The sequence below is a fragment of the Pseudomonadales bacterium genome, from assembly GCA_041395945.1.
GTDB lineage: Bacteria > Pseudomonadota > Gammaproteobacteria > Pseudomonadales > Azotimanducaceae > SZUA-309.
In genome coordinates this window covers 2,435,137-2,459,513 of the sequence record JAWKZN010000001.1, presented here as the reverse complement: position 1 = coordinate 2,459,513, position 24,377 = coordinate 2,435,137, and the positions used below count along the sequence as shown (strand labels likewise).

General features: G+C 60.0%; 23 protein-coding genes. 15 read left to right on the top strand and 8 right to left on the bottom strand.

Translation table 11 applies throughout. The features are described 5' to 3' along the window. Positions 1–569: 569 nt before the first annotated feature. The 4 genes from R3E82_11375 (at position 570) to R3E82_11360 (ending at position 5,849) form a co-directional block, all read left to right on the top strand. The gene (locus R3E82_11375) at positions 570–2,498 is read left to right on the top strand and encodes a pyrroloquinoline quinone-dependent dehydrogenase (protein ID MEZ5551483.1); all 1,929 of its coding nucleotides are present in this window, start codon (positions 570–572) and stop codon (positions 2,496–2,498) included. Between the two features lie 449 nt (positions 2,499–2,947). Then, positions 2,948–3,346: a cytochrome c gene (locus tag R3E82_11370; GenBank protein MEZ5551482.1), complete on the top strand. Its 399-nt coding sequence runs from the start codon at positions 2,948–2,950 to the stop codon at positions 3,344–3,346. Then, a complete protein-coding gene (locus tag R3E82_11365) occupies positions 3,339–5,321 on the top strand; it encodes a thiamine pyrophosphate-binding protein (GenBank protein MEZ5551481.1) in 1,983 nt (660 codons plus the stop codon). The genes R3E82_11370 and R3E82_11365 overlap by 8 nt, the downstream gene beginning before the upstream one ends. An 18-nt stretch (positions 5,322–5,339) precedes the next feature. After that, positions 5,340–5,849 (top strand): hypothetical protein, encoded by a 510-nt coding sequence (locus R3E82_11360; protein MEZ5551480.1) that lies wholly within the window; start codon positions 5,340–5,342, stop codon positions 5,847–5,849. Positions 5,850–5,872: 23 nt separating this feature from the next. Here R3E82_11360 and R3E82_11355 read toward each other — a convergent pair whose 3' ends face one another. Beyond that, the gene (locus R3E82_11355; protein ID MEZ5551479.1) at positions 5,873–6,820 is read right to left on the bottom strand and encodes an amidohydrolase family protein; all 948 of its coding nucleotides are present in this window, start codon (positions 6,818–6,820) and stop codon (positions 5,873–5,875) included. Positions 6,821–6,992: 172 nt separating this feature from the next. On the opposite strand from R3E82_11355, the gene R3E82_11350 reads away from it, so the two are divergent. Further along, positions 6,993–7,289 (top strand): hypothetical protein, encoded by a 297-nt coding sequence (locus R3E82_11350; GenBank protein MEZ5551478.1) that lies wholly within the window; start codon positions 6,993–6,995, stop codon positions 7,287–7,289. 161 nt (positions 7,290–7,450) lie between these two features. Here R3E82_11350 and R3E82_11345 read toward each other — a convergent pair whose 3' ends face one another. Further along, positions 7,451–9,847 (bottom strand): ATP-binding protein, encoded by a 2,397-nt coding sequence (locus R3E82_11345; GenBank protein MEZ5551477.1) that lies wholly within the window; start codon positions 9,845–9,847, stop codon positions 7,451–7,453. 341 nt (positions 9,848–10,188) lie between these two features. Here R3E82_11345 and ftsH point away from each other — a divergent pair, with 341 nt between their 5' ends. Further along, positions 10,189–12,051 (top strand): ATP-dependent zinc metalloprotease FtsH, encoded by a 1,863-nt coding sequence (ftsH, locus tag R3E82_11340; GenBank protein MEZ5551476.1) that lies wholly within the window; start codon positions 10,189–10,191, stop codon positions 12,049–12,051. A 159-nt stretch (positions 12,052–12,210) separates the two neighbouring features. Here the strand turns inward: ftsH and R3E82_11335 are convergent, their stop codons facing one another. Next, positions 12,211–12,549 (bottom strand): hypothetical protein, encoded by a 339-nt coding sequence (locus R3E82_11335; GenBank protein MEZ5551475.1) that lies wholly within the window; start codon positions 12,547–12,549, stop codon positions 12,211–12,213. Between the two features lie 256 nt (positions 12,550–12,805). On the opposite strand from R3E82_11335, the gene R3E82_11330 reads away from it, so the two are divergent. From R3E82_11330 to R3E82_11305, 6 genes are all read left to right on the top strand, one after another. Continuing rightward, on the top strand, positions 12,806–13,204 hold the full coding sequence (locus R3E82_11330; protein MEZ5551474.1) for a hypothetical protein: 399 nt from the start codon (positions 12,806–12,808) through the stop codon (positions 13,202–13,204). A gap of 42 nt (positions 13,205–13,246) precedes the next feature. After that, positions 13,247–13,369: a hypothetical protein gene (locus R3E82_11325; protein MEZ5551473.1), complete on the top strand. Its 123-nt coding sequence runs from the start codon at positions 13,247–13,249 to the stop codon at positions 13,367–13,369. Then, a complete protein-coding gene (gene fghA, locus R3E82_11320) occupies positions 13,366–14,208 on the top strand; it encodes an S-formylglutathione hydrolase (protein ID MEZ5551472.1) in 843 nt (280 codons plus the stop codon). The genes R3E82_11325 and fghA overlap by 4 nt, the downstream gene beginning before the upstream one ends. Positions 14,209–14,504: 296 nt before the next feature. Beyond that, a complete protein-coding gene (locus R3E82_11315; protein ID MEZ5551471.1) occupies positions 14,505–14,816 on the top strand; it encodes a hypothetical protein in 312 nt (103 codons plus the stop codon). Then, positions 14,813–15,046 carry a sigma factor-like helix-turn-helix DNA-binding protein gene (locus tag R3E82_11310; GenBank protein MEZ5551470.1) on the top strand — a complete coding sequence of 78 codons (234 nt, stop codon included), beginning with the start codon at positions 14,813–14,815 and terminating at the stop codon, positions 15,044–15,046. Before R3E82_11315 ends, R3E82_11310 begins: the two co-directional genes overlap by 4 nt. A gap of 2 nt (positions 15,047–15,048) precedes the next feature. After that, positions 15,049–15,381, top strand: coding sequence for a hypothetical protein (locus R3E82_11305; protein MEZ5551469.1), 333 nt, complete (start codon positions 15,049–15,051; stop codon positions 15,379–15,381). Between the two features lie 237 nt (positions 15,382–15,618). Here R3E82_11305 and R3E82_11300 read toward each other — a convergent pair whose 3' ends face one another. From R3E82_11300 to R3E82_11280, 5 genes are all read right to left on the bottom strand, one after another. Continuing rightward, the gene (locus tag R3E82_11300; GenBank protein MEZ5551468.1) at positions 15,619–16,551 is read right to left on the bottom strand and encodes a glutathione S-transferase family protein; all 933 of its coding nucleotides are present in this window, start codon (positions 16,549–16,551) and stop codon (positions 15,619–15,621) included. A gap of 3 nt (positions 16,552–16,554) precedes the next feature. Then, positions 16,555–16,701, bottom strand: a complete 147-nt coding sequence (locus R3E82_11295; GenBank protein MEZ5551467.1) for a hypothetical protein — start codon at positions 16,699–16,701, stop codon at positions 16,555–16,557. Beyond that, positions 16,658–17,347, bottom strand: coding sequence for a glutathione S-transferase family protein (locus tag R3E82_11290; protein MEZ5551466.1), 690 nt, complete (start codon positions 17,345–17,347; stop codon positions 16,658–16,660). Before R3E82_11290 ends, R3E82_11295 begins: the two co-directional genes overlap by 44 nt. Before the next feature lie 331 nt (positions 17,348–17,678). Continuing rightward, positions 17,679–19,385 carry a thiamine pyrophosphate-binding protein gene (locus R3E82_11285; GenBank protein ID MEZ5551465.1) on the bottom strand — a complete coding sequence of 569 codons (1,707 nt, stop codon included), beginning with the start codon at positions 19,383–19,385 and terminating at the stop codon, positions 17,679–17,681. After that, positions 19,372–20,175: a phytanoyl-CoA dioxygenase family protein gene (locus tag R3E82_11280; protein ID MEZ5551464.1), complete on the bottom strand. Its 804-nt coding sequence runs from the start codon at positions 20,173–20,175 to the stop codon at positions 19,372–19,374. Before R3E82_11280 ends, R3E82_11285 begins: the two co-directional genes overlap by 14 nt. A gap of 195 nt (positions 20,176–20,370) precedes the next feature. Between R3E82_11280 and R3E82_11275 the strand changes: the two genes are divergently transcribed. The 3 genes from R3E82_11275 to R3E82_11265 all read left to right on the top strand — a co-directional run bounded on the left by R3E82_11275 (position 20,371) and on the right by R3E82_11265 (position 24,358). Continuing rightward, on the top strand, positions 20,371–21,675 hold the full coding sequence (locus R3E82_11275) for an acyl-CoA dehydrogenase family protein (GenBank protein MEZ5551463.1): 1,305 nt from the start codon (positions 20,371–20,373) through the stop codon (positions 21,673–21,675). A 36-nt stretch (positions 21,676–21,711) separates the two neighbouring features. Then, positions 21,712–22,314: a TetR/AcrR family transcriptional regulator gene (locus tag R3E82_11270; GenBank protein MEZ5551462.1), complete on the top strand. Its 603-nt coding sequence runs from the start codon at positions 21,712–21,714 to the stop codon at positions 22,312–22,314. Positions 22,315–22,396: 82 nt separating this feature from the next. After that, positions 22,397–24,358, top strand: coding sequence for a carboxypeptidase regulatory-like domain-containing protein (locus R3E82_11265; GenBank protein MEZ5551461.1), 1,962 nt, complete (start codon positions 22,397–22,399; stop codon positions 24,356–24,358). Positions 24,359–24,377 lie beyond the last annotated feature (19 nt).

The following is a 24,377-nucleotide window of genomic DNA, read 5'->3' as shown; positions in this document are numbered from 1 at the left end:
GGCTGGCAATCCCGCGAAAGGCGCTGGGTGAGACAAGCGAGTCGATCTCGCAGCCTGACGGTGCGCAACGCGATGGAAGATGCCAGATCAGAACGTGCTAAACGAATCTGGGGTTTCTTACTGATATCAGGCTGTGCCAACCTCAGACCTTAGATCAGCCACCTGTGAGGTACTGCACGGCTGCTGCGATCTCCTCGTCTGAGCAATCAGCACAGGCACCGCGCGGAGGCATGTTGTTTATTCCCTGCAGCGTATTTTCGAGCAAAACAGACGGACCCTTACTCAGGCGCTCCCGCCAAGCGTATTCGTCACCTACGACCGGCGCGCCATTGAGTCCTGTACCATGACAGGAAAAGCAGGCCTGATTGAACACCCCTTCACCGGAACGTACCGTTGCAGAGTCTGATCCAGTCCCGGCGATCGCGCCGGTTGACTGAAGGAGCGTGGTGGACAGACACAGCCAGGTGGCGACCCGGAAAGCTCGACCGGGGATCCGGTCCAATGGCTGTGCTAGGGTCCGGGTGTACTGGCTGTGGGGATTGGTCTTGATTCGATTAATGATTCGACTGATGAATGTGCTGATCTGGGGTCTGCCTGTAATCGCCATGAGCGCCGCTGCCACCGAGCTGGACTGGCGATATTACGGGCAGGATGCAGGGGGCAGCAAATACTCACCGGCTGGTCTGATACATCCCGAAAACGTGAGCAATCTGCGGGTTGCCTGGACATGGACCAGCCCGGACGACACTCTGGGACCCCGGATCAACCTGCGACCGGGATTCTTCAAAGCCACGCCGCTCATGGTCCGCGGTGCACTCTATCTGAGTACCAGCTTCAGTCAGGTTGCCGCCGTGGATGCGGCATCCGGAACGACCCTGTGGGTCTACGATCCGAAGGCCTACGAGAAAGGCCGACCGGCTAACAGCGGCTGGCAACACCGGGGTGTGGCGTACTGGGAAGACGCGAAGGGCGACGACAGACGGATCCTGTTCGCCACGGGAACCGGTGACCTGATCGCGCTGCGCGCCGACAGCGGAGAAACCGTTGCCGGGTTTGGCGAAAATGGCCGGGTGGATCTGCAGGCCGGCATCATTCGAAGCGAGGACGACCGCCGACAGATCGGCTACAACGCGCCACCTATGGTGGTTCGCGATACCGTCATTCTGGGCTGCACGGTGATGGACAGGCCCACTACCGTCGACTTCGCCACCTGCCCGATCCGGGGATTCGATGTTCGCACCGGCGCCCTGAAATGGGCTTTCAATACGGTTCCGCAGGAAGACGACCCCGCCCGGGATACCTGGAAGGAAGACTCCTGGAAATACAGTGGGGCTGCCAATGCCTGGGCGACCTTCAGCGCGGATCCGGAACTGGGGTACGTCTACGTACCCACCGGCACGCCACACAATGACTACTACGGCGGCCATCGGCCGGGCGACAACCGCTATGCAGAAAGCCTGCTGTGTCTGGATGCGGCAACCGGCAAGCTGATCTGGCACTTCCAGGCAGTGCACCATGGGCTCTGGGACTATGACTTTCCGGCCGCACCTGCACTGGCGGACATCGAGGTGGACGGCAAGGCGATCCGCGCGGTGGCTCAGGTAAGCAAACAGGGGTTCACCTATGTATTCGACAGGGTCACGGGTGAGCCGGTGTGGCCGATCATCGAGAAGCCCGTGCCGCAATCGACAGTCCCGGGTGAGCAGACCTCGCCAACCCAGCCGTTCCCCAGTAAACCGCCCCCTTTCATTCAGCAGGGCATCACGGAGGACGATCTCATCGACTTCACGCCGGAGCTGAAGGCTGCAGCTCTGGAGATCGCCAGAAAATTCACCCTGGGGCCCATCTTCACACCACCAACGGTCGTGGGCGCCGAGGGTGATCGGGCGGTGATCCAGGTTCCCGGTGCGGCGGGTGGCGCCAACTGGGGCGGCTCTGCCGTGGATCCGACTACCGGATATCTGTACGTACAGGCGGCCAACCTGCCCTCACCGGCAGGCCTCGTGGCTGGAAAGGAAGGTCAGGCTGATTTTCTCGTCCATTTTCCCGCTTTGCCGGTAGGGCCGGAAGGGCTGCCGCTGGTAAAACCTCCCTATGGCACGGTCACCGCAATCGACCTCAACCAGGGCACCATCGCCTGGCAGGTACCCCACGGCAACGGCCCTGTAGATCATCCGGCGATCAGGCACCTGAACCTGGGACCACTCGGGGCTTCGAGTCATTCGTTTCTCTCCAGCGGTGGACCTCTGGTCACCGCCACGCTGCTCTTCATCAATCAGGCTCAGACCCAGATACCTGGATTCACTCTGTCTGCAACAGAGCGTTTTCTGCGCGCATTCGATAAGTCGACCGGTAAGGTCCTGTGGGAAGAGCGGATGACCCTCGCACCGCTGGGCACGCCAATGACATACGTTCACGCAGGCAGACAGTATGTGGTGCTGGCCGCTGGCGGTGCTGGTGAGCCCTCGCAGCTCATCGCCTATTCCCTGGCAGAATGAAGGCGGTTTTATCCTGAAGAAGCCCGGGGTCCTGTAGCCGGACACTCTCAACAGCTTACTGCGCAGGTGGCCTTCGGTAGATCTGATGACGGGAGTTCAGCGCAGCATCCGCCGGGTGAACTGCGGGCTGCCTGCAATTAACTCAGATCAATGAGTCCGGGATTCCCGGTGGGTACTCTCAGCCGGTGTGATGCATCGGGGAGTGCTGATTCCCAGCCACATCCTTTCGCTGGTCGTCCTGATTGTTCTCTGTTCCGGCGGTGACCTGTTGTGGTACCACAAACCCACATTCAGGTTACTGGCATCCACGGCGTGGTAGGCTGGGAGGGCGCCATCAAAAGCCATCCTTGCCGGCAACGGCCGTGTCTGGATCCAGAGCGGCTACGCCAGGCATGACCAGCAACCGGGAGCATCCTTTTGATGTGCAAACTGAGCGGGAGCGACGGTACGTGAAGAGAAAGACCGGCAGGATCATGATGGCTGTGTCCCTGCTCATCCTCGGACTTCAGACAGGGGCAGCAGAGACGAACAGGATCTACAACGCCGAGTCTGTCGAAGCGGGCAGGCGCCTGTACCAGATTCACTGCCCGGCCTGTCACGGCCAGGATGCCCGGGCCCGTATCGATTTCGTATCCGACGCGACGGACCTGACCACGCCAGCGCGCTACCGCAATGGGAGCACACCCGCCGATCTTTTCAGGAGCATTTCCGAGGGTGCCGGCACCGACATGCCACCGTTTCAGTACACGCTGACCAGAGTGGATGACCGCTGGCACCTGATTCATTTCATCATCAGTACCTGGACGCCCGAAGAACGGGCCGTCTTCCTGGGAGACTCCAATGAATGACAATACCAAGAATCCGTCCGAGCTCAATCGCCGCAAGTTCATCAGCAGTGGAACCCTGGGTGTCGCCGCCGCAGCGGCGATGGCCACAAATCCCGTCAGCTCGGCGGCAAGCACGCTGACGCTGGGTGCTGGCACCGCGAGCGCCTTCGACATTGCCTCCATCACCATACCGGCCGACCTGGAGGCCTCGAAAAAGACGGCGCCGGAACCGGGTTCTTTCGAAGCCGGAGGGATGAACGGCGCGCAGATCTTTGCCAGGCTCTGCAAGAGAGAAAATCTGGCCGGTTTGTTCTGCTGCGCCGGGAACTATACGATCATCAACGCCTTGGCGGCTGAAGGTGTTCCCAGCTACGGCGGGCGCACGGAAGGCGCCATGTGCTGTGCGGCAGACGGTTTCTCCAGAGCCACTGGAGAGGTGGTGGCGACCTCGGGCACCGAAGGCCCCGGCTTCACCAACATGATCGTCGGCATCGCGGCCGCTCATTCGGCGCGCACGCCGCTGCTGGTGCTGGCCAGTAACATGCAGATCGCCGGAGAAGATCGCGAGGCCATGATACAGACGGTCTATCAGCAGCCGACGACGGAGGGCATGAAGAAATACGGTAAACGTATCATCACACCCAACCGGATTCACGAGTACGGCGCTCACGCGTTCCGCCACCTGAAGTCCGGCGTGCCGGGACCCGTGCATCTCGATTTCCCTGCGGAAGTAAGTCGCGAGTTCTACAAGGACGCCGCCGATCTGGTGGACTTTCACGACAGCGATACCTATCGAACCGAGTCCCGCGCCTACCCGAATCCGGCAGACGTGAAACGTGCGGTAAACATGATCACCAGGGCCAAGCGACCGCTTCTGATTGCCGGGCAGGGTGTCTTTCAGCGCCAGGGTTGGGAGCCGCTGGCCGAGCTCATGAGCGCGCACGAAATGGGCTATGTAGCCTCCGGTCCCACCCAGGGCCACGTGCCGGACGACCACCGGTTGTCCATGGGCACGGCGAATCAGGCCCTGGCGAGCGTGGATCTGGTGATATTTGTGGGCCAGTACTGCATGCCAAGCCAGATGGACTGGGCACTGCCGCCGGGTGTCGCGACCATTCGCGTGCATCCGGAACAGGACGACATCGGGCGCAACTGGGCTATGGATCTCGGCATCGTCAGCGACGAGGCTTACTTTCTGGAGGCTCTGGCATCTGCGCTGCCGAGGAAGAAACGTCCCGAGTGGGTCAACGAAATCAGCTCTGCCAAAAAGGCGTTCCAGGAGCTCAATGAGACGCACGTCAGGCTTGGCAGGGAGCACAGCGCCAGGACGGGCACCCTGCACCCGACCGTGCTCTGCCACGAGCTTGCGGATTTTCTCTACCACGGCGAAATCGATCCCCGGCAGACGGTGCTGTCCGCCGGTGGTTTTACCATCGGCCGTTTCGCCTCGCGCTGGGTCGAGGCCAATCGTCCGGGTCAGGTCGTGATACCGCTATATCAGTATGGTGCCATCGGCACGGAGATCGCGATGACACTGGGTGCGGGAATCGCGGTGCAGCGCGGTGTCGGCCCACAGGCGGCCTACAAAGGCGCGCCGGTGGTGTGCGTGACCGGAGACGGCGGCGTGCCATACAGTTTCTTCGAGCTGGACACCGCCAATAAGTATGGCGTGCCCATGATCGTCATCATCTACAACAATGACTGCTGGGGGACTTACGGCGTAACGGAACGCACACCGCAGGCGACGCACATGTACCTGTTCCAGAAAGGCCTGCGTTACGATCGTATGGCCGAGGGCCTCGGAGTTCGAGGTGAGTACATCACCACGCCGGAGGAGTTCACCATGGCACTTACCCGCGCCTATGATCATGCCGCCAGGGAAGGCAAGTCGACGGTTCTGAACTGCCAGGGCATCAAGGAATTCGGTAACGGCCGAGCCTATCCGCCCGGTCCGGCCTGGCCGGTGGAGCCCGGCCGTGGCGCGATAACACACTGACAAAGGGAATCATCAGCAGTGACCGAAGCAGGCAGGGCATTCACCGACGGTGTGCGTGCCCGGCTCAATCACTACGCCAGCCGCGGTGCATTTCGTGCTTTCGCTCCGGTGCCGGTCACCGGCTCCGGTCCATGGCGCGGAACCTGGAGCGCCCGCTGGCACCATGACCGGACAGTGGAGTTCGTGGCGGATGGCAGAAAACGGACCATCACCCTCAAGCACATCCTCACTGATGTGCAGAGGCAGAGTCCGCTGGACGGTAACCTGCGGACATTCGTCGCCAATCTGACGGGCAGTAAGACACCTCGCCACCGCCGCCTCGGCGAGTCCCGGAAAGCGGTGAGAGTCACCAACCGCCGTGGTGATGTGAGCATCGCACTGAAGGCGGACGAGGGGATCGACGGCCAGACGCTCACCGACCGCGCCGTCAACCTCGGCCACCAGATCTACACAGTATTTCTGCGTGAAGGAGGCTATGACGCTTATCTGCTGGAGTCCCTCGACCTGGACCTGGATGCCTATCTGTAGGGCGACTGATCCAGCAGTCCAGACTAAAGGCGCAGCACTCTCGCGGCGTTATCATGCATCCATTTCCGTCGCACAGAATCCTTGAGCGGCAGTTGATCACACTCGGCAATCAGCTGCGCAAGCGGCACCATCATCGTTCCCCAACCCGATGCGAAGAGAATCTTGTCCTGGAGGATTCGATTGCCGTAGTAAATCAGTGATTCATAGCCGGCGCCCGGCGCGATCAGCTGCCTGACCCGTCGGCAGGCGATATCTATGTAGAGGTTGCTGTGCCTTGTGGCGATGGCGACCAGTTCTGTCACCCAGGGCCAGCCGGAAAGTCCGGCAACGATGGTCAACTCGGGGAAATCCCGGGCGACCTGATCCAGATGCTTCGGGTGCGCGTAGTCGTGTGCCCGATCTGACAGCAGATGGATGCCTGTCGTGATCCTGACCGGAATATCCAGTTCCACGCACTTTGCGTAGTAAGGATAAAAGGCGGGATCGTTGATATAGCGCTCTTCCCTGTATGAGGACACTTCAAAGCCTCGGCAACCGAGGTCTTTCACACCCGCCTCGAGCGCCTGGACACCATTGTCCCCCTCATCGCCCCAGATCCTGAACCAGGGAATCAGCCGGTCCGGGTATTGTCCTGCAAACGCGGCGACATCCTCATTGGAAGCTCTACGTCCGGCATTGCCTATACAGGCGACCGACACATTGGCCGCATCCAGCATGTGGATCACGTCTTCGTTGGACATGGCTTTTTCCATATCCACCTCACAGAGCTTCAGAGCCAGCCAGGTGAGACCCTTGGTCTTCTTGGCTTCATTGAACTCCTCGAGCGACATGCCGATCTGCGCCGCCCAGCCCGGCGCCATGTTCTGAGCGTAGCCCTCTTTATCGAATCCTCGCCCCTCCTGGATCAGCCGGATCGTGTCCCGTACCGCTTCGACGGTAGGGGTGTCGCATTCAAAGTCGATCACCTGCATCTGTAACTCCTGTCAGTGAATTCGGGTTGTCGGGAAGTATTGCTCACAGGCCCTCACTCTGGAACTTCACAGAGGCAGGCGTCAACCCTGCACCACTGTTGTCGCTTCTGTACTTACTATCCTCTGCCTGATCGCTGCGGTTCACGCTCCACGTGCCCACGCTGATGACGACGTGGCCACCATGGCGGCTATTGTTCTGTCCCTGGCTCACTTCCCGAGTGATGCTGACAAAGAAGCGCTGGCGACTATAAAAGCCGGCACCGGCAGTGCGTCGGTGAAGGCCGTGGCCAGCGCGATTGCCGGGATCAGTCATAAGGTCAGCGACTCGGACAAGGCGAAGCTCCTGGCGATCGCAGGAGATGACAACGAGCCGGCGGATCTGCGGGAGCTGGCGGGCATTGTTGCTGGCATCAATCACATGCCGGGGGACGACGCCAAAGCAGCATTGACCGCATTGACCGGAAAGTAGAACCGCGCGAAGAACACGGCCTCACGGTTCAACATGAGGCGCAACGATACGATATGAATCGATCTGCAGCCTGGTCTGCTGATGATGCGGCAGTGCGCGAGCGAACAGCGCGGCGGTGGCAGCGCAAGCGTGGTGCCGGGTTGTTGGCAGCGTACTGACCCTCAACGTTCGCGAGCGACCATCTCCCAGTAGGCGCGTGCCCGGCTGCGCGCCAAACTCAGGAACGTACCTGCAGGATACTGCTCGTTTTCATCGAAGATTCCCGGTGTCCAGCCCGTGAAGAGCTGCAGTGCCTGCTGCAGGGTATCTACTGCGTAAACGTGAAATTTTCCCGCCGCGCAGACTTCGAGCAGTTCCGGATTCAGCATCAGATCGCCTGCATTGGTGCGGGGAATCACCACCCCCTGGGTGCCAGTGAGCCCGACCTCCCTGCACACCTCGTAAAACCCTTCCACTTTTTCGGAGACGGCACCGATCGGCTGTATGTGGCCCATCTGATCGATCGCGCCTGTCATGGCGAGATCCTGGCGCAGCGGTACATTGGTCAGTGCACTGAGCAGACACACCATCTCCGCACCAGAGGCGGAATCACCGTCTATACCGCCATAGCTCTGTTCGAAGGCGATCGACGCAGAAAATGCCAGTGGATGGTCCGTTTTCAGCAGGTTTCGCAGCAGCCCTCCGAGGATATAGAAGCCCTTGGTGTGAATGGATCCGGAAAGCTCGGCTTCACGCTCGATGTCCACAGCGCCGGCGGTGCCAGGCCCGATGCTCGCGGTGATCCGGGTAGGAAAGCCATAAGTCAGCGGCCCGGCCTGAATCACGGCGAGGCCGTTGATCTGAGCGACCTGTTCCCCCTGTGTCTGGATCCGGATCGTGCCTTCGGTGATGAGCTTGCGGTAGCGGCGCGCTGGCAGATCCGCCCGACGCCGCCCGCGCGCAATTGCCTGGTAGACGTGAGAACGGCTCACCAGGCTTGCACCTTCCTTCACGGCGACGTAGTTCGCCTCACGCGCGATGTCAGCCAGGCGACCAAACCGGGTGGTGAGCCGGTTTTTCTGACCGGCAATGCGGGCGCCGTGTTCGGTCATCGCCATGACCCCCGGGCGGTCAAAGGACAGCAGGTTTTCTTCCTGCGCCAGCCTGGCCAGCACGCCGCCGTAGTAGTGGACACCTGTCTGGTCCCGCGGAATGGTGGTCTCGAAATCGGCCAGCACCTTGAACAGATACGAGAAATCAGGATCGTTCTGATCAAGCAGCTGATAGAGGCCCGAGTTGCCAATCAGAATGACCTTGACCCGCAATGGAATGGCTTCCGGCTTTACCAGAGGTCCGGACCAGAAGTCGCTGAGATCAGATGGTGCGATCTCCAGCTCTCCCGTCTTCAGCGCGCGCATCAGAAATTTCCAGGAACCGGGCTCGTTCAGGACTTCCAGAGCTTCCAGCACCAGATAGCCGCCATCAGCTCGCAGCAGGGCGCCAGCATGGATCATAAGATGGTCCGACCGAAACGAGCCGGTCGCCGACAACTCACGATCGATATTGCCGAGCAGATTCTGCAGTGTCGGGGAGCGTTCGCGGATCACCGGACAGGCAGCATCCGCAGGCCGCGCCAGAATCGGATTCACCAGATAGTTGCGGGTGAATTCCAGATCTTCGCCGAGCATCTGCAATCGATGAGTGACAAGATCATCCACGACATTGCGCAGAAATGTCTGCACCGCCTCTTCCGGAAAATCAGCTTCAATCAGATCGACGTGATACCTGAGAGCCCGACGCGCTTCGGCTTCATAGAGTGATCTGAGCGCATCGCTGTGGTGCTGCTGTACGTCGCGGATTTTCTGGCTCAGATCGTCGAAACGCCGCGCGAATTCGGATATCTTCTTATGTACAGCTTCCGCCTGCTGTGCATCGACAGTGCCCTGTGCAAGCAGTTCTTCGAACCTGTCCATCGGAACCGGCTCGCCGTTTACCAGCGGCACGATCGTCGGCTGCACGATCTGTCCGATCTGTACAGGCACGAGCGCCAGATCATTGGCACGCAGCTCTTCTTCGAACGGTTTACCCAGCTCGACGATGGATTTTTGCGTCGCGTCATCCAGTTCGCCTCGCCGTGCTCTGACGGTGTCCGAACCCAGTGCAGGTGCAAGCTGTGCCTTGACGAATTCAACGAATTTTTCCAGCCGCCTTGCGAGTAGTGTGCCTTTACCGCGGGGCACCGTGAGCAGCCTGGGTCTGTCCGGTTGCTCAAAGTTGTGCACGTAGCAGCGATCTTCGGTAACCGGGCAGGGCGGCCTGATGTCGGTCAGCAGATGCTCCAGAGTCGTCGTCCGGCCGGTGCCGGTCAGTCCACGGACGAATACATTCTGCCCCGGTGCATCGATCTCCAGGCCGAAACTCAATGCTTCAATCGCATCGTCCTGCCCCACGACGCCTTGAACCGGCTCGAGTTCCGCCGTGGTGGTAAAGGTCAGCCAGTCTTCCACACACTGCCAGCGAAGCTCGGATATCGGGATCTGCAGAGCGTCGGCTGCGATGGGCTGCGATTCTTCTTTCATTGCAGAATTTCTCTCCCTGCGATTACCGCGTGAGAACGCAGCATTGATTTGTCATTGTCGGTGTCGAACAGCGTGGGAATGCGCTATTTCAGGCAATGATACGACGCTTTCCGGGCGAACCGAGCTGATTGATGAATCAGATCAGCTAAATCGCTTTTAAACGATTTCATCAATTCCGGCAAACCGCCCAAGATCTCTGCTCGCCTCTCCCAGGAATCATGAGACGTTCAGGAATCAGGACCGCCGACAGCGTTCGAAAATCGTGCAATGATCAGACTGATCAATGGTCTATATCTCGTCGCCGAGAAATCACGGTTCGAATGAAGCAGGGGAGACAGTATATGCCGGGCAGATCTCCGCAGGATAAGCGGATACACATCAACATCTGGTATCTGGTGATGGCCCTGCTGTTCGCACAGCTCATCATTTCCGGCTGGCAGGAGTCCCGTAAAGTCGCAACAGTTCCCTACAGCGAATTTCAGCAGCAGTTGAACGGCGGCAAGCTTCAGTCGGTGAGCGTTTCGAGCACTCACGTTCGCGGCAAGCTCAGGCAAACAGACGACGACGGTCACGAGTACATTGAGGCTGTGCGAATCGAACCGGATCTGGCGCAGGATCTGGCTGCTCAGGATGTCGAATTTTCCGGCGTGATCGAAAATCCATGGATCGCAGCAGTGCTTTCCTGGGTGCTGCCCGCACTGATTTTCATGGGCATCTGGTTTTACTTCATCCGCCGCATGTCCGACCGCCAGGGCCTGGGCGGAAACCTGATGTCGATCGGTAAAAGCAAGGCCAAGGTCTATGTCGAAACGGACATTAAAGTGACCTTCGCAGATGTTGCCGGTGTCGATGAGGCCAGGTCGGAGCTGGAAGAGGTCGTTGCGTTTCTGCGTGAGCCTGCAGGCTATGGTCGGCTCGGTGCCCACGTGCCGAAAGGCATACTGCTGGTGGGTCCGCCAGGCACAGGAAAGACACTGCTGGCTCGCGCGGTGGCCGGAGAAGCCGGGGTGCCCTTCTATTCGATCAACGGATCCGAGTTCGTCGAGATGTTCGTTGGGGTAGGGGCCGCGCGTGTGCGGGATCTGTTCGAGCAGGCCCGGCGCAGTGCGCCGTGCATTATTTTCATCGATGAACTGGATGCTCTGGGCAGAGCTCGCGGTGCCGGCCCCATGCTGGGTGGTCACGATGAGAAGGAACAGACACTGAACCAGTTGCTCAGCGAACTGGACGGATTCGACCCGCGCCAGGGCATCGTCCTGCTGGCGGCGACCAATCGTCCGGAAATTCTTGATCCCGCCCTGCTTCGCGCCGGACGCTTCGACCGTCAGGTGCTGGTCGATCGACCCGACAAGCAAGGCCGTGTCGATATCCTGAAAGTGCACATCCGGAAAATTACCCTGGCTCCCGGGATCGATCTCGACGAAATCGCAGCGCTCACCCCGGGGTTCACCGGCGCCGATCTGGCAAATCTCGTCAATGAAGCGGCCATCCTCGCCACCCGCCGCCGAGCCGAAAACGTCACCATAGAAGACTTCACCCGGGCCATCGAGCGGATTGTTGCCGGCCTCGAGAAGAAGAACCGGCTGCTGAATCCCGATGAGCGCAGGATTGTCGCATACCATGAGACCGGCCACGCTCTGGTACGCCTGGCCCTGCCAGGGGTTGAGACGGTGCACAAGATCTCGATCATTCCGCGAGGAATCGGCGCGCTCGGCTACAACATCCAGCGGCCAACCGAAGATCGTTATCTGATGACCCGGCAGGAGCTGCTGGACAAGATGTCCGTGTTGATGGGCGGACGGGCGGCCGAGGTGCTGGTGTTTGAGCAGCTTTCAACCGGTGCTGCGGATGATCTCAATCAGGCAACCGCCATCGCCCGCTCCATGGTCACCCATTACGGCATGGACACGAAACTCGGTCAGGTCGCTTACGAGTCCCAGCCCCAGCCGTTTGCGCCGCTGCCGCAAGGGTATGGCAACACCACGCGCAGCTACAGTGAACAGACTGCCTCGCAGATCGATGAAGCCGTACGTGCACTGGTCGATCAGGCATTCACCAGGGCGCTGAACATCCTGAGATCCCACCGTCAGCAGCTCGACGAGACCGCCGGGCTGCTGTTGCACAGGGAAACACTCACCGCGGACGAATTGCCTGAGATCGAAGCCTTCGATCAGACCTCAGTGGAACGCGTCACAGTTCAGTGAGTGGGACAGGTCACCCGAACCTGAACGCACTTTGAGTATCTGCCAGCTGTCATCCGGCTGTCGACACGCGGTGGCGTAGACTCGCTGCGCTATTCCGCTGACGGGTTTACCCGCTTCGGGGCTGTGAGTCCGGGCGTGACAGATCGAGACGGACAAACATCAGAAAGCCGCGTCGATTCCGAAGAGGATGTAGTGCTCCTGATCCAGATGGCCGGTGAAATAGCTACCCGATTGATTCTCTTCGCTGAGCATATCCACGTTCACTTCGATCGTTCCCTTCACATTGCGCATGAAGTAGTAGCTGGCTGCGAAAGAGAGGGTGCGCATGTCTATGCCTTCGAAGACAGTGTCGGTGTCCTTCAGATCACCGGCATCGACGTAGTTGAGCAGCGCGGAAAATACCCATTTATCGCTGTGTACATAGTCCACACCGGCGAAGCCACCGGTCCAGTCGTAGTCTGTGCCGGGATCCAGGAAATCCGACCCGCGATTCCACATCCTTCACCTGAACACTCCGAAAGCAGCGCTTTAACAGCTATGAATTCAAAGTCGAAGACCTCCCTCACCAGTGCTGACAGTCCACTGATATCCGGGCTACTCGACATCGGGTGATACCAGCCCTGCGGTGCTCGAAAAACAGGCAGCAGGCTTTCGACCCGGTATCCGGGAAACCCGGGGCAGACCAATTACTTCCAGACATCTTAAAGAGTAGTATCGACAACCCAGTCGTTTGCTTATAGAGGAGGGTAGACACATGAGACTTTTTTCCGCATCCACCACTGTTTCCGCCGCTGTGCTTACCATGCTCTGGCTGATCGGTACGCTTCACGCACCACGTGTCTACGCAGATGACGGCGTGACCACCATGGCGGCTATTGTTCTGTCACTGGCCCACTTCCCGAGTGATGCTGACAAAGCAGTACTCGCGGCAATTGCTCAAGACGAGGGCAGTGCTTCGGTGAAGACCGTAGCCAGTGCGATCGCCGGGATCAGTCACAAGGTCAGCGACGCCGACAGGACAAGGCTCCTGCCGATTGCAGCAGATGAGAACGAACCAGCAGATTTGCGGGAGCTGGCCGGTATTGTCGCGGGCATTAATCATATGCCGGGGGCCGATGCCAGAGCCGCGTTGACTGCATTAGCCGGAAGATAGATCGGCTGAAAGAATGCGGGACTGTTCGCTGCGTACGGAACCATGAAAGGCGGGCTAAACAGCGCGGATCTGATCATTCGTGCGATACCGCTGGCAGACATCAACGATGGATTCGAGCTGATGCAAAGCAGGGAATCAATCCGCGCCCGGGTGGGTTACGGATGACGCTGGAGTACGCCAGTGAACAGCGCTGCCACGGCGGCATGCAGGGGTTCTATCGGCATCAGTCCACTGCATGCGGCCTGCCGATGCGCTTTGGCGTGTATCTGCCGCCACAGGCCAGCAACGGACCGGTGCCGGTACTGTACTGCCTCGCCGGCCTGACCTGCAGCGAGGAAACCTTTGCGATCAAAGCCGGGGCGCAGCGCATTGCCGCCGAGTTGGGCCTGGCGCTGGTCACGCCCGATACCAGCCCGCGTAACACCGGCATCGACGGCGCTGTCGACGACTGGGACTTTGGCGAAGGTGCGGGATTTTATCTAGATGCCACGCAGCAACCGTGGTCGGCGCACTTCCGGATGTACAGCTACATCCGCGATGAATTGCCGGTAGTGATTGCCGAACACTTTGCCATAGACGTGGCGCGCAGCGGCATTTTCGGTCACTCGATGGGAGGTCATGGAGCTTTGACCATTGCACTGCGCAATCCTCAACAGTTCCGCTCGGTGTCCGCGTTCGCACCCATCGTCGCACCGAGCCAGGTGCCGTGGGGCCTGAAGGCCCTGCCTCGTTATCTCGGTGAGGAGCGATCGGAATGGGCCAGTCACGATGCCTGTGCCCTGCTCGAACGCAGTACCCACCCCGGTACCATCCTGATTGATCAGGGTGATTCGGATCAGTTTCTGGCCGAGCAGTTGCGCCCGGAGATATTCGAAGCTGCGTGTGTCGCTGCCGGCCAGTCATTGCTACTGCGTCGGCATCCAGGCTACGACCACAGCTATTGGTTTATTCAGAGCTTCATGGAAGATCACCTGCGTCATCACGCGGCGGCACTCAGCGGCTGACGGGTTTACTGCCTCGGGAGCATGATTCGTTCAACACCGCGGCATCGGGAAGGACGCGCCTGTACACCTGGAAACATCGAATCGTGCGATTGAACGGTATCTGGCCTGCTGGCGCCTGGATCGGGATTTTCGCAGCCGGTTATCTTGCAGACCGCAGGCTGGCGTCAAGGAGCTGTCCCTGGAAAAGCCTGTCCTGGTTTCGGGACGTCGCGTGCTCTGGTAACAGGAGGGTGCATCCAGATGATCCCGGGGGTGCATCACTCAGGGTAAGACCAGCCGAAATGTGAGGAATTGAAATGGAAGGTTTGGGTGCAGGACTGGCGGCTCTCGGCTTCTGGCTCTTCATTGCCGCTGTCGTGATAGCCGGCCTCTGGGATGGAATCCGCAAGCGGGAAGCGCAGCACGAGACACTCCGCCGCCTGATGGAAAGCGGTCAACCGGTCGACCATGCGTTAATCGACAAAATACTTGGCGGAGAAAGGAAGCAAATCGGCCGCGAGTTGAAAATCGGTGCAATGATCACCCTGGCGTGTGCGCCGGGACTTGCGCTGCTCGGCTGGTTCCTCAGCCTGCTGTCCGAGGAGGCACTGATGCCGCTGCTCTGGTGACGGAAGATGCGAGTGGTGTGGCAATGGATCTGGACCGGGCGCTGGCGACTCCGTCCAGCCCGGTCCGTTTGTGTATCGTCCTGTCGTATCACGAAGGCATGACTCACGATGAAATCGCCGAGCTCAGCGGGTTACCACTGGGCACAGTCAAATCCTACATCCGTCGTGGCACGGAGCGTCTGCGTCAGCGCCTGGCGGCCTATGGAGATACACCCGGGGACGGGAAGTAACGTTGAAAGTAGACGATAGAGATCCGGGCATTCAACGTCTCTTCAGCATGGCGGATGAAGCTCTCGCCGGTGAGGCGTTTGTTGCCGATGTGCTGTCGAGGGCTGAGCGCCACCGCCGCCGGGTGATTGCCACCCGTATCGGGGTTGGTCTGGCCTGTGCGCTGGTCGCCCTGCCATTCCAGGACATCATGTTCGAGCTGGCTCAAATACCGTTGATCAGCATCGAAGACGGATGGCGCGCGCAGTTGCTTGCGCCGTTCAACAATGTTGGAGCGCCGTTGTCACTGGCCGTGATCGGCCTCAGGATTCTCTACAGAAAGGTCTTCTCATCGTGACCCGCTGCAGTACGTCGGTCAGGACACTGGCAGTATCAGATCCCGGTACCCCGAAGAGGAGATAACGTCACTTTCCTTCTCAAGCATCAGGGTGAGCGCATTCTGACCGGCATAGGATCCCATGGCGATGCGGTATCGGATAGACGCGCCCCCGGCCTCCAGCCGAGCTGGCAACTGTGGGTATTAGCTCTCGACAACGTGATGGAGCGGCGTGTTGTCGGGCGGTGGCATGCGTAACTACCTGTCCGTGGCGGTAACCTCGAAACCGATGTTCGGGAAGTGGATCATCACCGCTCCGACTTTGGGATCGTTACGTTGTATGACGATCTCATTGGCTGTCCAGCTGACAAGGCTGCCGGCGATGGGATTCCGGCCGTAGTCATTGGCTGCGACGGTGACAGGATCTCCCGCATGCAGATCCCCCGCGATGCGCGGGTCGACCCTGGCGTTCGCGGGTGCTACGGGTTCTGCGTTCATCCCGACGGTGAGTGCCTCTCGAGAGGACATTTCGGTAGGTTTTCCGTGACCGAATTCCGCGATACGCTGCATGTACGCCTGAATCTTTGGCCAGCCTTCCAGCAACGATGCATTGGCGGCGTTTCCGGCGACGAACCACAGACAGTGGTAAAGGCTGAAGTCGGCGATGCCTGGGGTGTCGCCGAACAGAAATTCTGCCGCCAACGAATTTTCCAGGCTCTGCAGTAAGCCTTTGAACTGTGCTTCGGCGGCAGCCGGGTCAACCGAGACGATCGGCGCGCCCGCCGACAGGTCTGCGCGATCTTTCTGGAATGCTTCGATATCGGCGGCGGACATCCGGCTCATCTGCGCCGCAATGGCCTGAGGCCGGAAGTTCAGCGCCACCACCGTGCGGAACAGTTCGGTATCCGCCCACCGCGCGACGCGTTCTGCATTGAAACCCTGCGCGTAGAGCGATTGATCCCCGGCAAGTTCGGCCAGCCGCCGGCAGATGATCTCCGAGTCGCAATATACATTCGCTCCGATCTGCATGATCGGCGTTTTGCGATAGCCGCCGGATAGCGGCATGAGATCCGGTCGCGGCATGATCGGCGGGATGATCACGGAGTGCCATTCGAGTTGGAGATAGCCGAGCAGGGCGCGCACTTTCTCGGAGAAGAGGCTGGGTGGATAGTGGTGCAGTGTCGGGATCATGGTCTACTCGATGGTGAATGTTTCGGTGAAACGAATGTTGTCGGCGGTCAACCCCGCCTGTACGACGTTGATCGCGCCGGCACGGATCATCCACTCGAGGCGGTGATCACGGTATTCGCGCTTGAAGCCGGCTGCCAGGGCCGCCGTCATGACCTCCGGGTCGAGCTCGGCAGCCTGTGCTTCGGCATGGGCAAGTGCAACAGAGGGGGTGTGTATTCACCCGCCGGAGCCATTCGCTCAGCTTTGATTGCGCGTCCGGAGAAATATCGAAGCGGGCCGCGCCGTTGACGAACGGTACGACCGCGATGTCGCCCCAGCCGAAGGTGTCTCCATTGAAGTAAGGCTGGTTGCCGAGCTCCCGGTTCAGCCAGGCGAGCCATGCCGTAACCTGCTCTTCGCCGAAGCGGATGATCGCATCGGCCTGTTCGCCTGCGGCCTGTCGAAAAAACCGCACCTCGGCAAGCCCCCACGTATTGGCTTCGAAGTGCGTATCCATCACGTCTTCTATGGTTCGCACCCGGGCGCGCCCGGCGGGAGTAGCGGGGAGTAATGGTGGATCGGGCCAGCGATCCTCAATGTATTCCAGGATGATGGTGGAATCGTAGAGGGCGAGCTCGCCATCCAGCAGCACCGGCACTTCGCCGCGCGGGTTGGCGCTGTGCAGCCTGGTCTGCGCCTCTTCGGAGGCACCCATCGGCGCCAGCGTCGAGTACGGCACGTTCTTCTCCAGCAGCGCGATCTTTACCTTCTGAGCGTAGGGCGAAAGGGGGTGCTCGACGAGCGTCACCTGTGTCATCCGTGTCTCCTCTCAAGCGGCACATGTCGGCAGCCGGATTCTGGTCTCCCAGGGGGGCCGGCTGCGCCGAGCACGCCGAACCCACCCGCTTTGCTGACCTCGGCCACGACATCGCGGCAATGACTGAACGCAAACAGTGGAAATTCACGCCCGGTGAGGTCGCAGATCTCGGTTCTCATAGTTCAAACACTCCTTCCAATCGCCGGGCACAACAGCCGGGTGTTCTCTGGGCGAGCAGGGCGCGACCGTTCATTGTCGTTGTCATGGTTCCTGCCTCACCGTTGCGGTTGAATGATGACCTTGATCTCTTCGAGTTTGCGCTGCAACAGGTCTACTCCCGGATCTGTGCGGGCAGGTTCTGGTAGTAGGGCACGACTATCTGGTTCTCGTTGTCGAGCTCACCCAGCAGAGCATGCGTAATCGGGTGCACCACTTCGGCCGATATACGGATGTTGATCACCGCAGGGCTGCCCGAGGCCAGAGCGCGTTCGATAGCGGGCCCGATCTCTTCAATCGTCTCGACCAGTTCTCCATGAGTACCGAAACCGGTACCGACGATTTCGTACGCGGTCGGTGCCAGGCGGGTTGCCACGTCGCGGCCGCCGTACACGGCGTGCTGTCCATGAATCGACATCCCCCAGCAGGCATTGTTGAAGATGATCGTGACCACCGGCAGGCCATGACGGACCATGGTGTCCCATTCCTGGATCTGGAAGGCGATGGCGCCATCGCCGGCGATCTGGATCACACGCTTGTCCGGGTGCGCAATCTGCGCACCCATAGCATAGCCCTGGCCGGAGCCGAGATGACCCTGGTAGCCGAGGTTCAGCTGAGTATGGAAACGGGTCTTCCCCAGGGCACCGAGCACCCATAACGGCGCTTCCCCGCCATCAAACACCAGAATTGCATCTTCGGGCAGGGCGCTGGCGATTTCTCTGGCGGCGCTGTGCGGGTGAATGCCATCCGCCTCCATCCCGGTGTCAGGAAAGAGGATGGGACCCATGTCAGGCAGAGAGGTTGCTGCACTGATCCAGTCTGCCCGCTGTGGCCAGTTGCCCGCGACGGCGAGCATATCCAGGGAGGGCCCCAGCGCACCGACCAGGGCCTGGTCCACGGGATAGAGCCTGCCGATCTCGACGGCATCCGGATCGAGCTGGATGACTTTCGCGCCGGGGGGAATCGCACCGCCCGCACGGCCGCCGGTGAACATGCCCTGCCTGGCGCCCGCGAGCACGACAAGATCCGGCGGCGGTTGCAGGAATCCCAGCGACAGGGTATTGCCGCCGCTCAGGTCATGGTCGCGCGGCAGGCCGTAGGGCGCGATGAGGTTGCTGAAGACGGGTACGCCGGTGGCTTCGGCAAAGTTTGCCAGCGATTCCCTGATGTTCTCGGTCAGGGCACCTTCACCGACAATGACCACAGGACGCTCGGCAGCTTCGAGCAGCCTGGCGGCACTGTCAATATGATCAGCGCGCGCCACGGCGGCCGAGCTGACACGGGGCTCCCCGTGGGGTGGCATGGAGGCTTCCTCGACAGGGGTGAAAGCGACGTCGATCGGCATATCGATCACCACGGGGCCGCGTTGGGCCAGTGCATGACGGATACCGAGCGAAACCATGTCAGCGGTGCGTTCGGCTGCGAGTATTTTCCTGGCCCAGCGTGTGACCGGGCCAACCATGGCGATGAGGTCGAGACCGCCCTGCAGTTCCCGCGTTTCGATCTCACGGATGGGGGAGGAACTGGTGATCACCAGCACGGGAACGTCATCTGCTGCAGCGTTGGTGATGCCTGCAAGACCATTGGTCAGTCCCGGTCCCGAGGTGACAAACGCCACACCCAGCCCGGCCGTGGCGCGGGCGTAGCCATCTGCGGCGTTGACCGCGGCGGCCTCATGGCGGCAGTCGATGACCCGGATGTCCTGCTCCGCGCAACCCATCAGGAAGCTGTCCAGGTGTCCACCATGAACGCCGAACACCACCTCCACACCGGCTTCTTTCAGGGTTCGTGCGGCCAGCTGCCCGCCGTTAAGTGCTGCCATTGTGATTCCTCTTTTCTTTGGTGCGGCTATCGGGCAGGCCGGCCAGCGGTGCGATGTTTGCGGTCAGTTCCAGACCGAGCAGACGGCGCATCTCCGGCGCCAGCCCGGCCTTTGTCCGGTCAGACAGCCCGACGTTGAAGTTCCACTGAGGGCGTATAAACGAGCGGCTGTAATATCCGAACAGCAGGGCTCTTTCCTCGTCGCGCGTGCGGTTTTCCCCTGATGTGTGCCAGAGGCGTCCTTCCATGGCGACGATGCTGCCGGCCTTTGCGGTAAACGGGATCATCTTCGCGGCAATGTCGTCTGGCAGTTCAGCGAGTCGTTCAAAGTGGTGGCTGCCCGGCATGAACAGGGTGCCGCCGTTTTCACCACGCACATCGTCCAGGCACCAGATCACGTTCAGGCTCCAGGGTGCATGCCAGGGCTCCGGCAGCACAACGGCCAGGTCGGAGTGAATCACCATGGAACGGCTGCCCGGCCTGGCGATGTTCGCGGTGAAATTCGAGACGATGAAGTCATCGTCCAGCAGGTGGCCGGCGATCTCCAGTGCAAGAGGATGACGGATCAGCTCGATGAATACGGGGTCGAGGTCGAGCAGATTAAAAACCCTGACGTTTCGATCATCCGGGTCCAGGCCTTTGATATGAGTGGGAATACCGCGACGCTCACTTTCCTGCGCTGCTGCAACCAGCCGTGCACGGACATCGGCAGCCTCTGCCCGGTCGAGCACATCCTCGATGACACAGTAGCCCGATTCCGCGAGCTGTTCCCTGTGTTTAGCTGTGAACATTGACGGCTGCCCTTGCTGTTGCCTGAACATTTGAGACTGTTGTATCAGATCAGGGTAAATGATACTTTAGTCTCAAATCAAGAGTAACCTGCTTACCCCGGTCTCCGCAGCAGGATCGTCGTTACGGACAAAGAATCAATTGAGGCTGCCAGGGCCCGACTATCAACGAAACGAGACAGAACCAGGAGAAAAACCATGTCTGTTAACCCTGATTTATTCGATCTGACCATGTCTGAGGAAGCGCGGCCTTTGCTGGACGCGGTAAAAAAACACATCCAGGAGAACGTTGTTCCGATCATGGATGAGTATGCCCGGCTCGGTGCAGAGCGCGAACATGAATGGGAGCATGCGCCCGGTCAGCTGGAACTGCTGGAGGGTGCAAAGCAAAAGGCCAAGAAGTCCGGTCTCTGGAACTTCTTTCTGCCGGACGCTGAAACCGGGGAGGGTTTGAGCAACCTTGACTATGCCTATATCGCCAGCGAATTGGGCAGGTACCCGCTGGCCTCAGAAACGCTCAACTGTTCGGCACCGGACACCGGCAACATGGAGGTGCTTGAGCGAGTGGGGACAGCGGCACAGAAAGAGCAGTGGCTCGAGCCGCTGCTGCGTGGCGAGATTCGGTCCGCCTACGCGATGACAGAACCTGGATATGCTTCATCGGATGCCAAGAACATTTCAACCGAAGCGGTACTCGACGGCGATGAGTGGGTAATCAACGGGGAGAAGTACTTCACTTCAGGTGCTGGAGATCCCCGCTGCAAGGTGATGATTGCCATGGTGAAGACCAGCCCGGATGCACCGCCGCACAAACAGCAGTCGATGATCCTGGTGCCCCTCGACGCACCCGGAGTGAAGATTCTGGGCGCCATGAGAGTGTTTGGCGAAACACAGGCACCGCACGGGCACATGCACGTACGGTTCCGTAACTGCCGTGTACCCAAGGACAATATCCTGCTGGGAGAAGGACGCGGGTTCGAGATTTCTCAGGTACGCCTGGGACCGGGTCGGATCCACCATTGCATGCGTTCCATTGGTGCAGGTGAGCGGGCTCTGGAACTGATGATTCGGCGAGCATCGTCGCGTACAGCGTTTGGTAAACCAATCATCCAGCTTGGCAAGAACATCGAGGTCGTGGCGAAAGCCCGTTACGAAATTGATGCCTGCCGACTGATGGTCCTGCAGGCGGCCAAGGCCATGGATGTACTGGGGAACAAGGAAGCACGGATCTATGTCAGCGCAATCAAAGCCAACGTGCCGAAAAAGATTGGCCACATCATAGATGAAGCGATCCAGATGCATGGTGCCACCGGCGTAACCCAGTGGACGCCGCTCGCGAACATGTGGGTATCCCAGCGGTCCCTGCGGATTGCCGACGGTCCGGACGAGGTCCATCACATGGTGGTTGGTCGCGCCGAGGTACGTAAATACGAGGGGGAAGCGTACCGAGCGCTGGATGACAGACTGGGGAATGAGCACGAAGGGTTTGATCTTGGGCGGTAGCGTTTACGCGGAGGAAGATGGAACAGGGACACGTCAGTGCATCAGCAACCACCTGAGATCGATGGCAGGACAAAACGCCGTGTCGAGAATGGTGCGCGCCTGTTCGATGCAGCGATGGAGTTGTTAGCCACGCGGAGCTACGACGATATCGCGATCGAAGAAATCTGTGCCGCAGCCGGGGTAGGACGGGCGACTTTCTTCCGTATCTACCAGACCAAGGCGGAACTGTTGCTGGAATTCAACCGGCGACTGGCAACCCGTGTCCAGCAGCGACTCGATGTCGCGGAACCGATGGATGTTGAGGCTGCACTCAGGATCGTCGGGGAAGAGATTGCCGAGACCTGGACACAGGCGGCGCCGGGTGCCACAGCACTGGCGGTGGACTTTTCCCAGATGGCCGGCAGTCGCGGGCTTCACGCGGGACACCCGGAACTGCTGCAGATTGTCGTCACCATCGTTGAGAAAAGCCTCGACGGCGGGCAACTGACGTCCACGCTACCTGTTCGCCTCATGGCCTCACTGGCGCTGCTGCAGATTACTGCCCCGGTGTCCTACTGGTTCCGCCATCCGGAACGGGACCTCCATGTGTTGATCAACGAATCCATTGTGCAGTGGTTGCATGGCGTGGTTGCTCACTGATGAAGCACACCCGAGGGAGGTGAGTATGGGGATACTGTCCAGGCTTTTATTTGCCGTGCTGGCAATCCAGTCGTTACCGTCAATGGCTGACGATTACATAGAGGGGAGGGTCGTCTCACCTGAAGGACATGCGGAGGCCGGTGTCTGGGTCATTGCGGAAACCGCGTCGCTGCCCACGGGCTACCGCAAGATCGTTGTCACTGATGACGACGGTCGCTTTGTCGTCCCCGATCTGCCAGCCGGTGACCATCAGGTGTGGGCGCGGGGCTACGGCATCCGGGATTCCGGCAGGGTATCGGCAACGCCCGGTACACCGGTTGAATTGCGCGTCAGCAGGGCGACAGGGACCGATGCAGCGGCGATCTATCCGGCCAGCTACTGGCTGTCCATGGTGAAGCCTCCGGTGGATCACCCGGGCTGGATTAACTACTTCAAGCTGGGTTGCCAGTTGTGCCACCAGGTGGGGTCAGCGTTTACGCGCACACGAACCCGTGAGATGTTCGATCATGGCCTCAGGAAGGCCACCTACATGCATGTGACGGCGGACGGACTGGGCCGCGACCTGCTGCTGGACAGTCTGGAAGACTGGTCGAAGCGGATCATGGCCGGAGAAACACCGCCAATGCCGCCACGACCTGCCGGTGTCGAACGGAACCTGGTGATCACCCAGTGGGAATGGGGCGATGCCTACACCTATGCCCACGATGAGATTGCCACGGACAAGCGCAACCCGATGCTCTACGCGAATGGTCCCATCTATGGTGTCGATCTTGCCAACGACCGCCTGCTGGTCGTTGACCCGGTCAGGCACACGGCGGCAATGCACAAGGTGCCAACCCTGGATGGTTTTTCGACACCCTGGTGTGAACAGACCTACCAGGGAGAGATGCTCGGAACAGGCGATGCCGTCATCCCCATGGGATTCGGCTCCCTGGGTTGCCCGGTTGAACCCGGGATCACCCCTTTCGAGGGCAGGTACGACAACCCGGCCAACCCCCACAACCCGATGCTCGATGATCAGGGCCGTGTCTGGATGACAACGCAGGTGCGAAGGCAGTGGGACGCTGACCTGCCGGCATTCTGCCGGGATGCCCCCGGGATCAAAGGTCGTTACCACCATCGCCAGCTGGGCTACTTCGACACGGCGGACAACAGCATCCAGTTGATCGACACCTGCTACGGGACCCATCACCTGCAGTTCGATGAAAACGGTGTGCTCTGGACCAGCGGTGACTCGTTCGTGATCGGCTGGTTTGATCCGGCGAAGTATGACCCTGCGAAGCCGGGGACCCTCGAGACGGCGCAGGGCTGGGTGGAGACCATCGTTGACAGTGACGGTGATGCGAAACCGGATATGACCCTGGTCGGCTTCAACTACGGCATCATTCCCAATCCCGCTGATGGCAGTATCTGGACAGCTCAGCCAGGCGGCAATCCAGGCGAGGACCTGAATTATCGTGGCAGGCTGATCCGCTATGACCCGGCGACCGGCCGCGTGGAAACCTACACACCACCGGCACCCGGCGCCGGCCCCAGGGGTGTGGATGTAGACGGCAACGGCATCATCTGGGCGTCCATGGGCGGCAGCGGTCACCTCGCCCGGTTCGATCGATCAAAGTGCAAACAATACTGGGGCGCAGGAGATCAGTGCCCGGAGGGCTGGACGCTGTATCGCAGTCCCGGCCCGATGATGAAAACGCCCGATGGCAAAGATACGGAACTGGGAGCGGACTTCCATTACTACCTGTTCGTGGATCGCTTCAACACGCTGGGCCTGGGTGAGAATACCGTTGTCCTGAACGGGACAGGTTCCGATTCCCTGCTGGCGTTTGATCAGCAGGCCGAGGCATTCACGGTGATCAGAATTCCCTTTCCGCTGAACACCTTTACACGCGGCCTGGACGGCAGGATTGACGACGTCGAAGCCGGCTGGAAAGGCCGGGGACTGTGGTTCACCAACGGTGGTGACCCGATCCATCATTCGGAGGTACCGAAATCCTATGTCGGTAAGGTTCAGCTGCGGCCGCACCCATTGGCGCACTAGGCATCGTTGATACTTGATC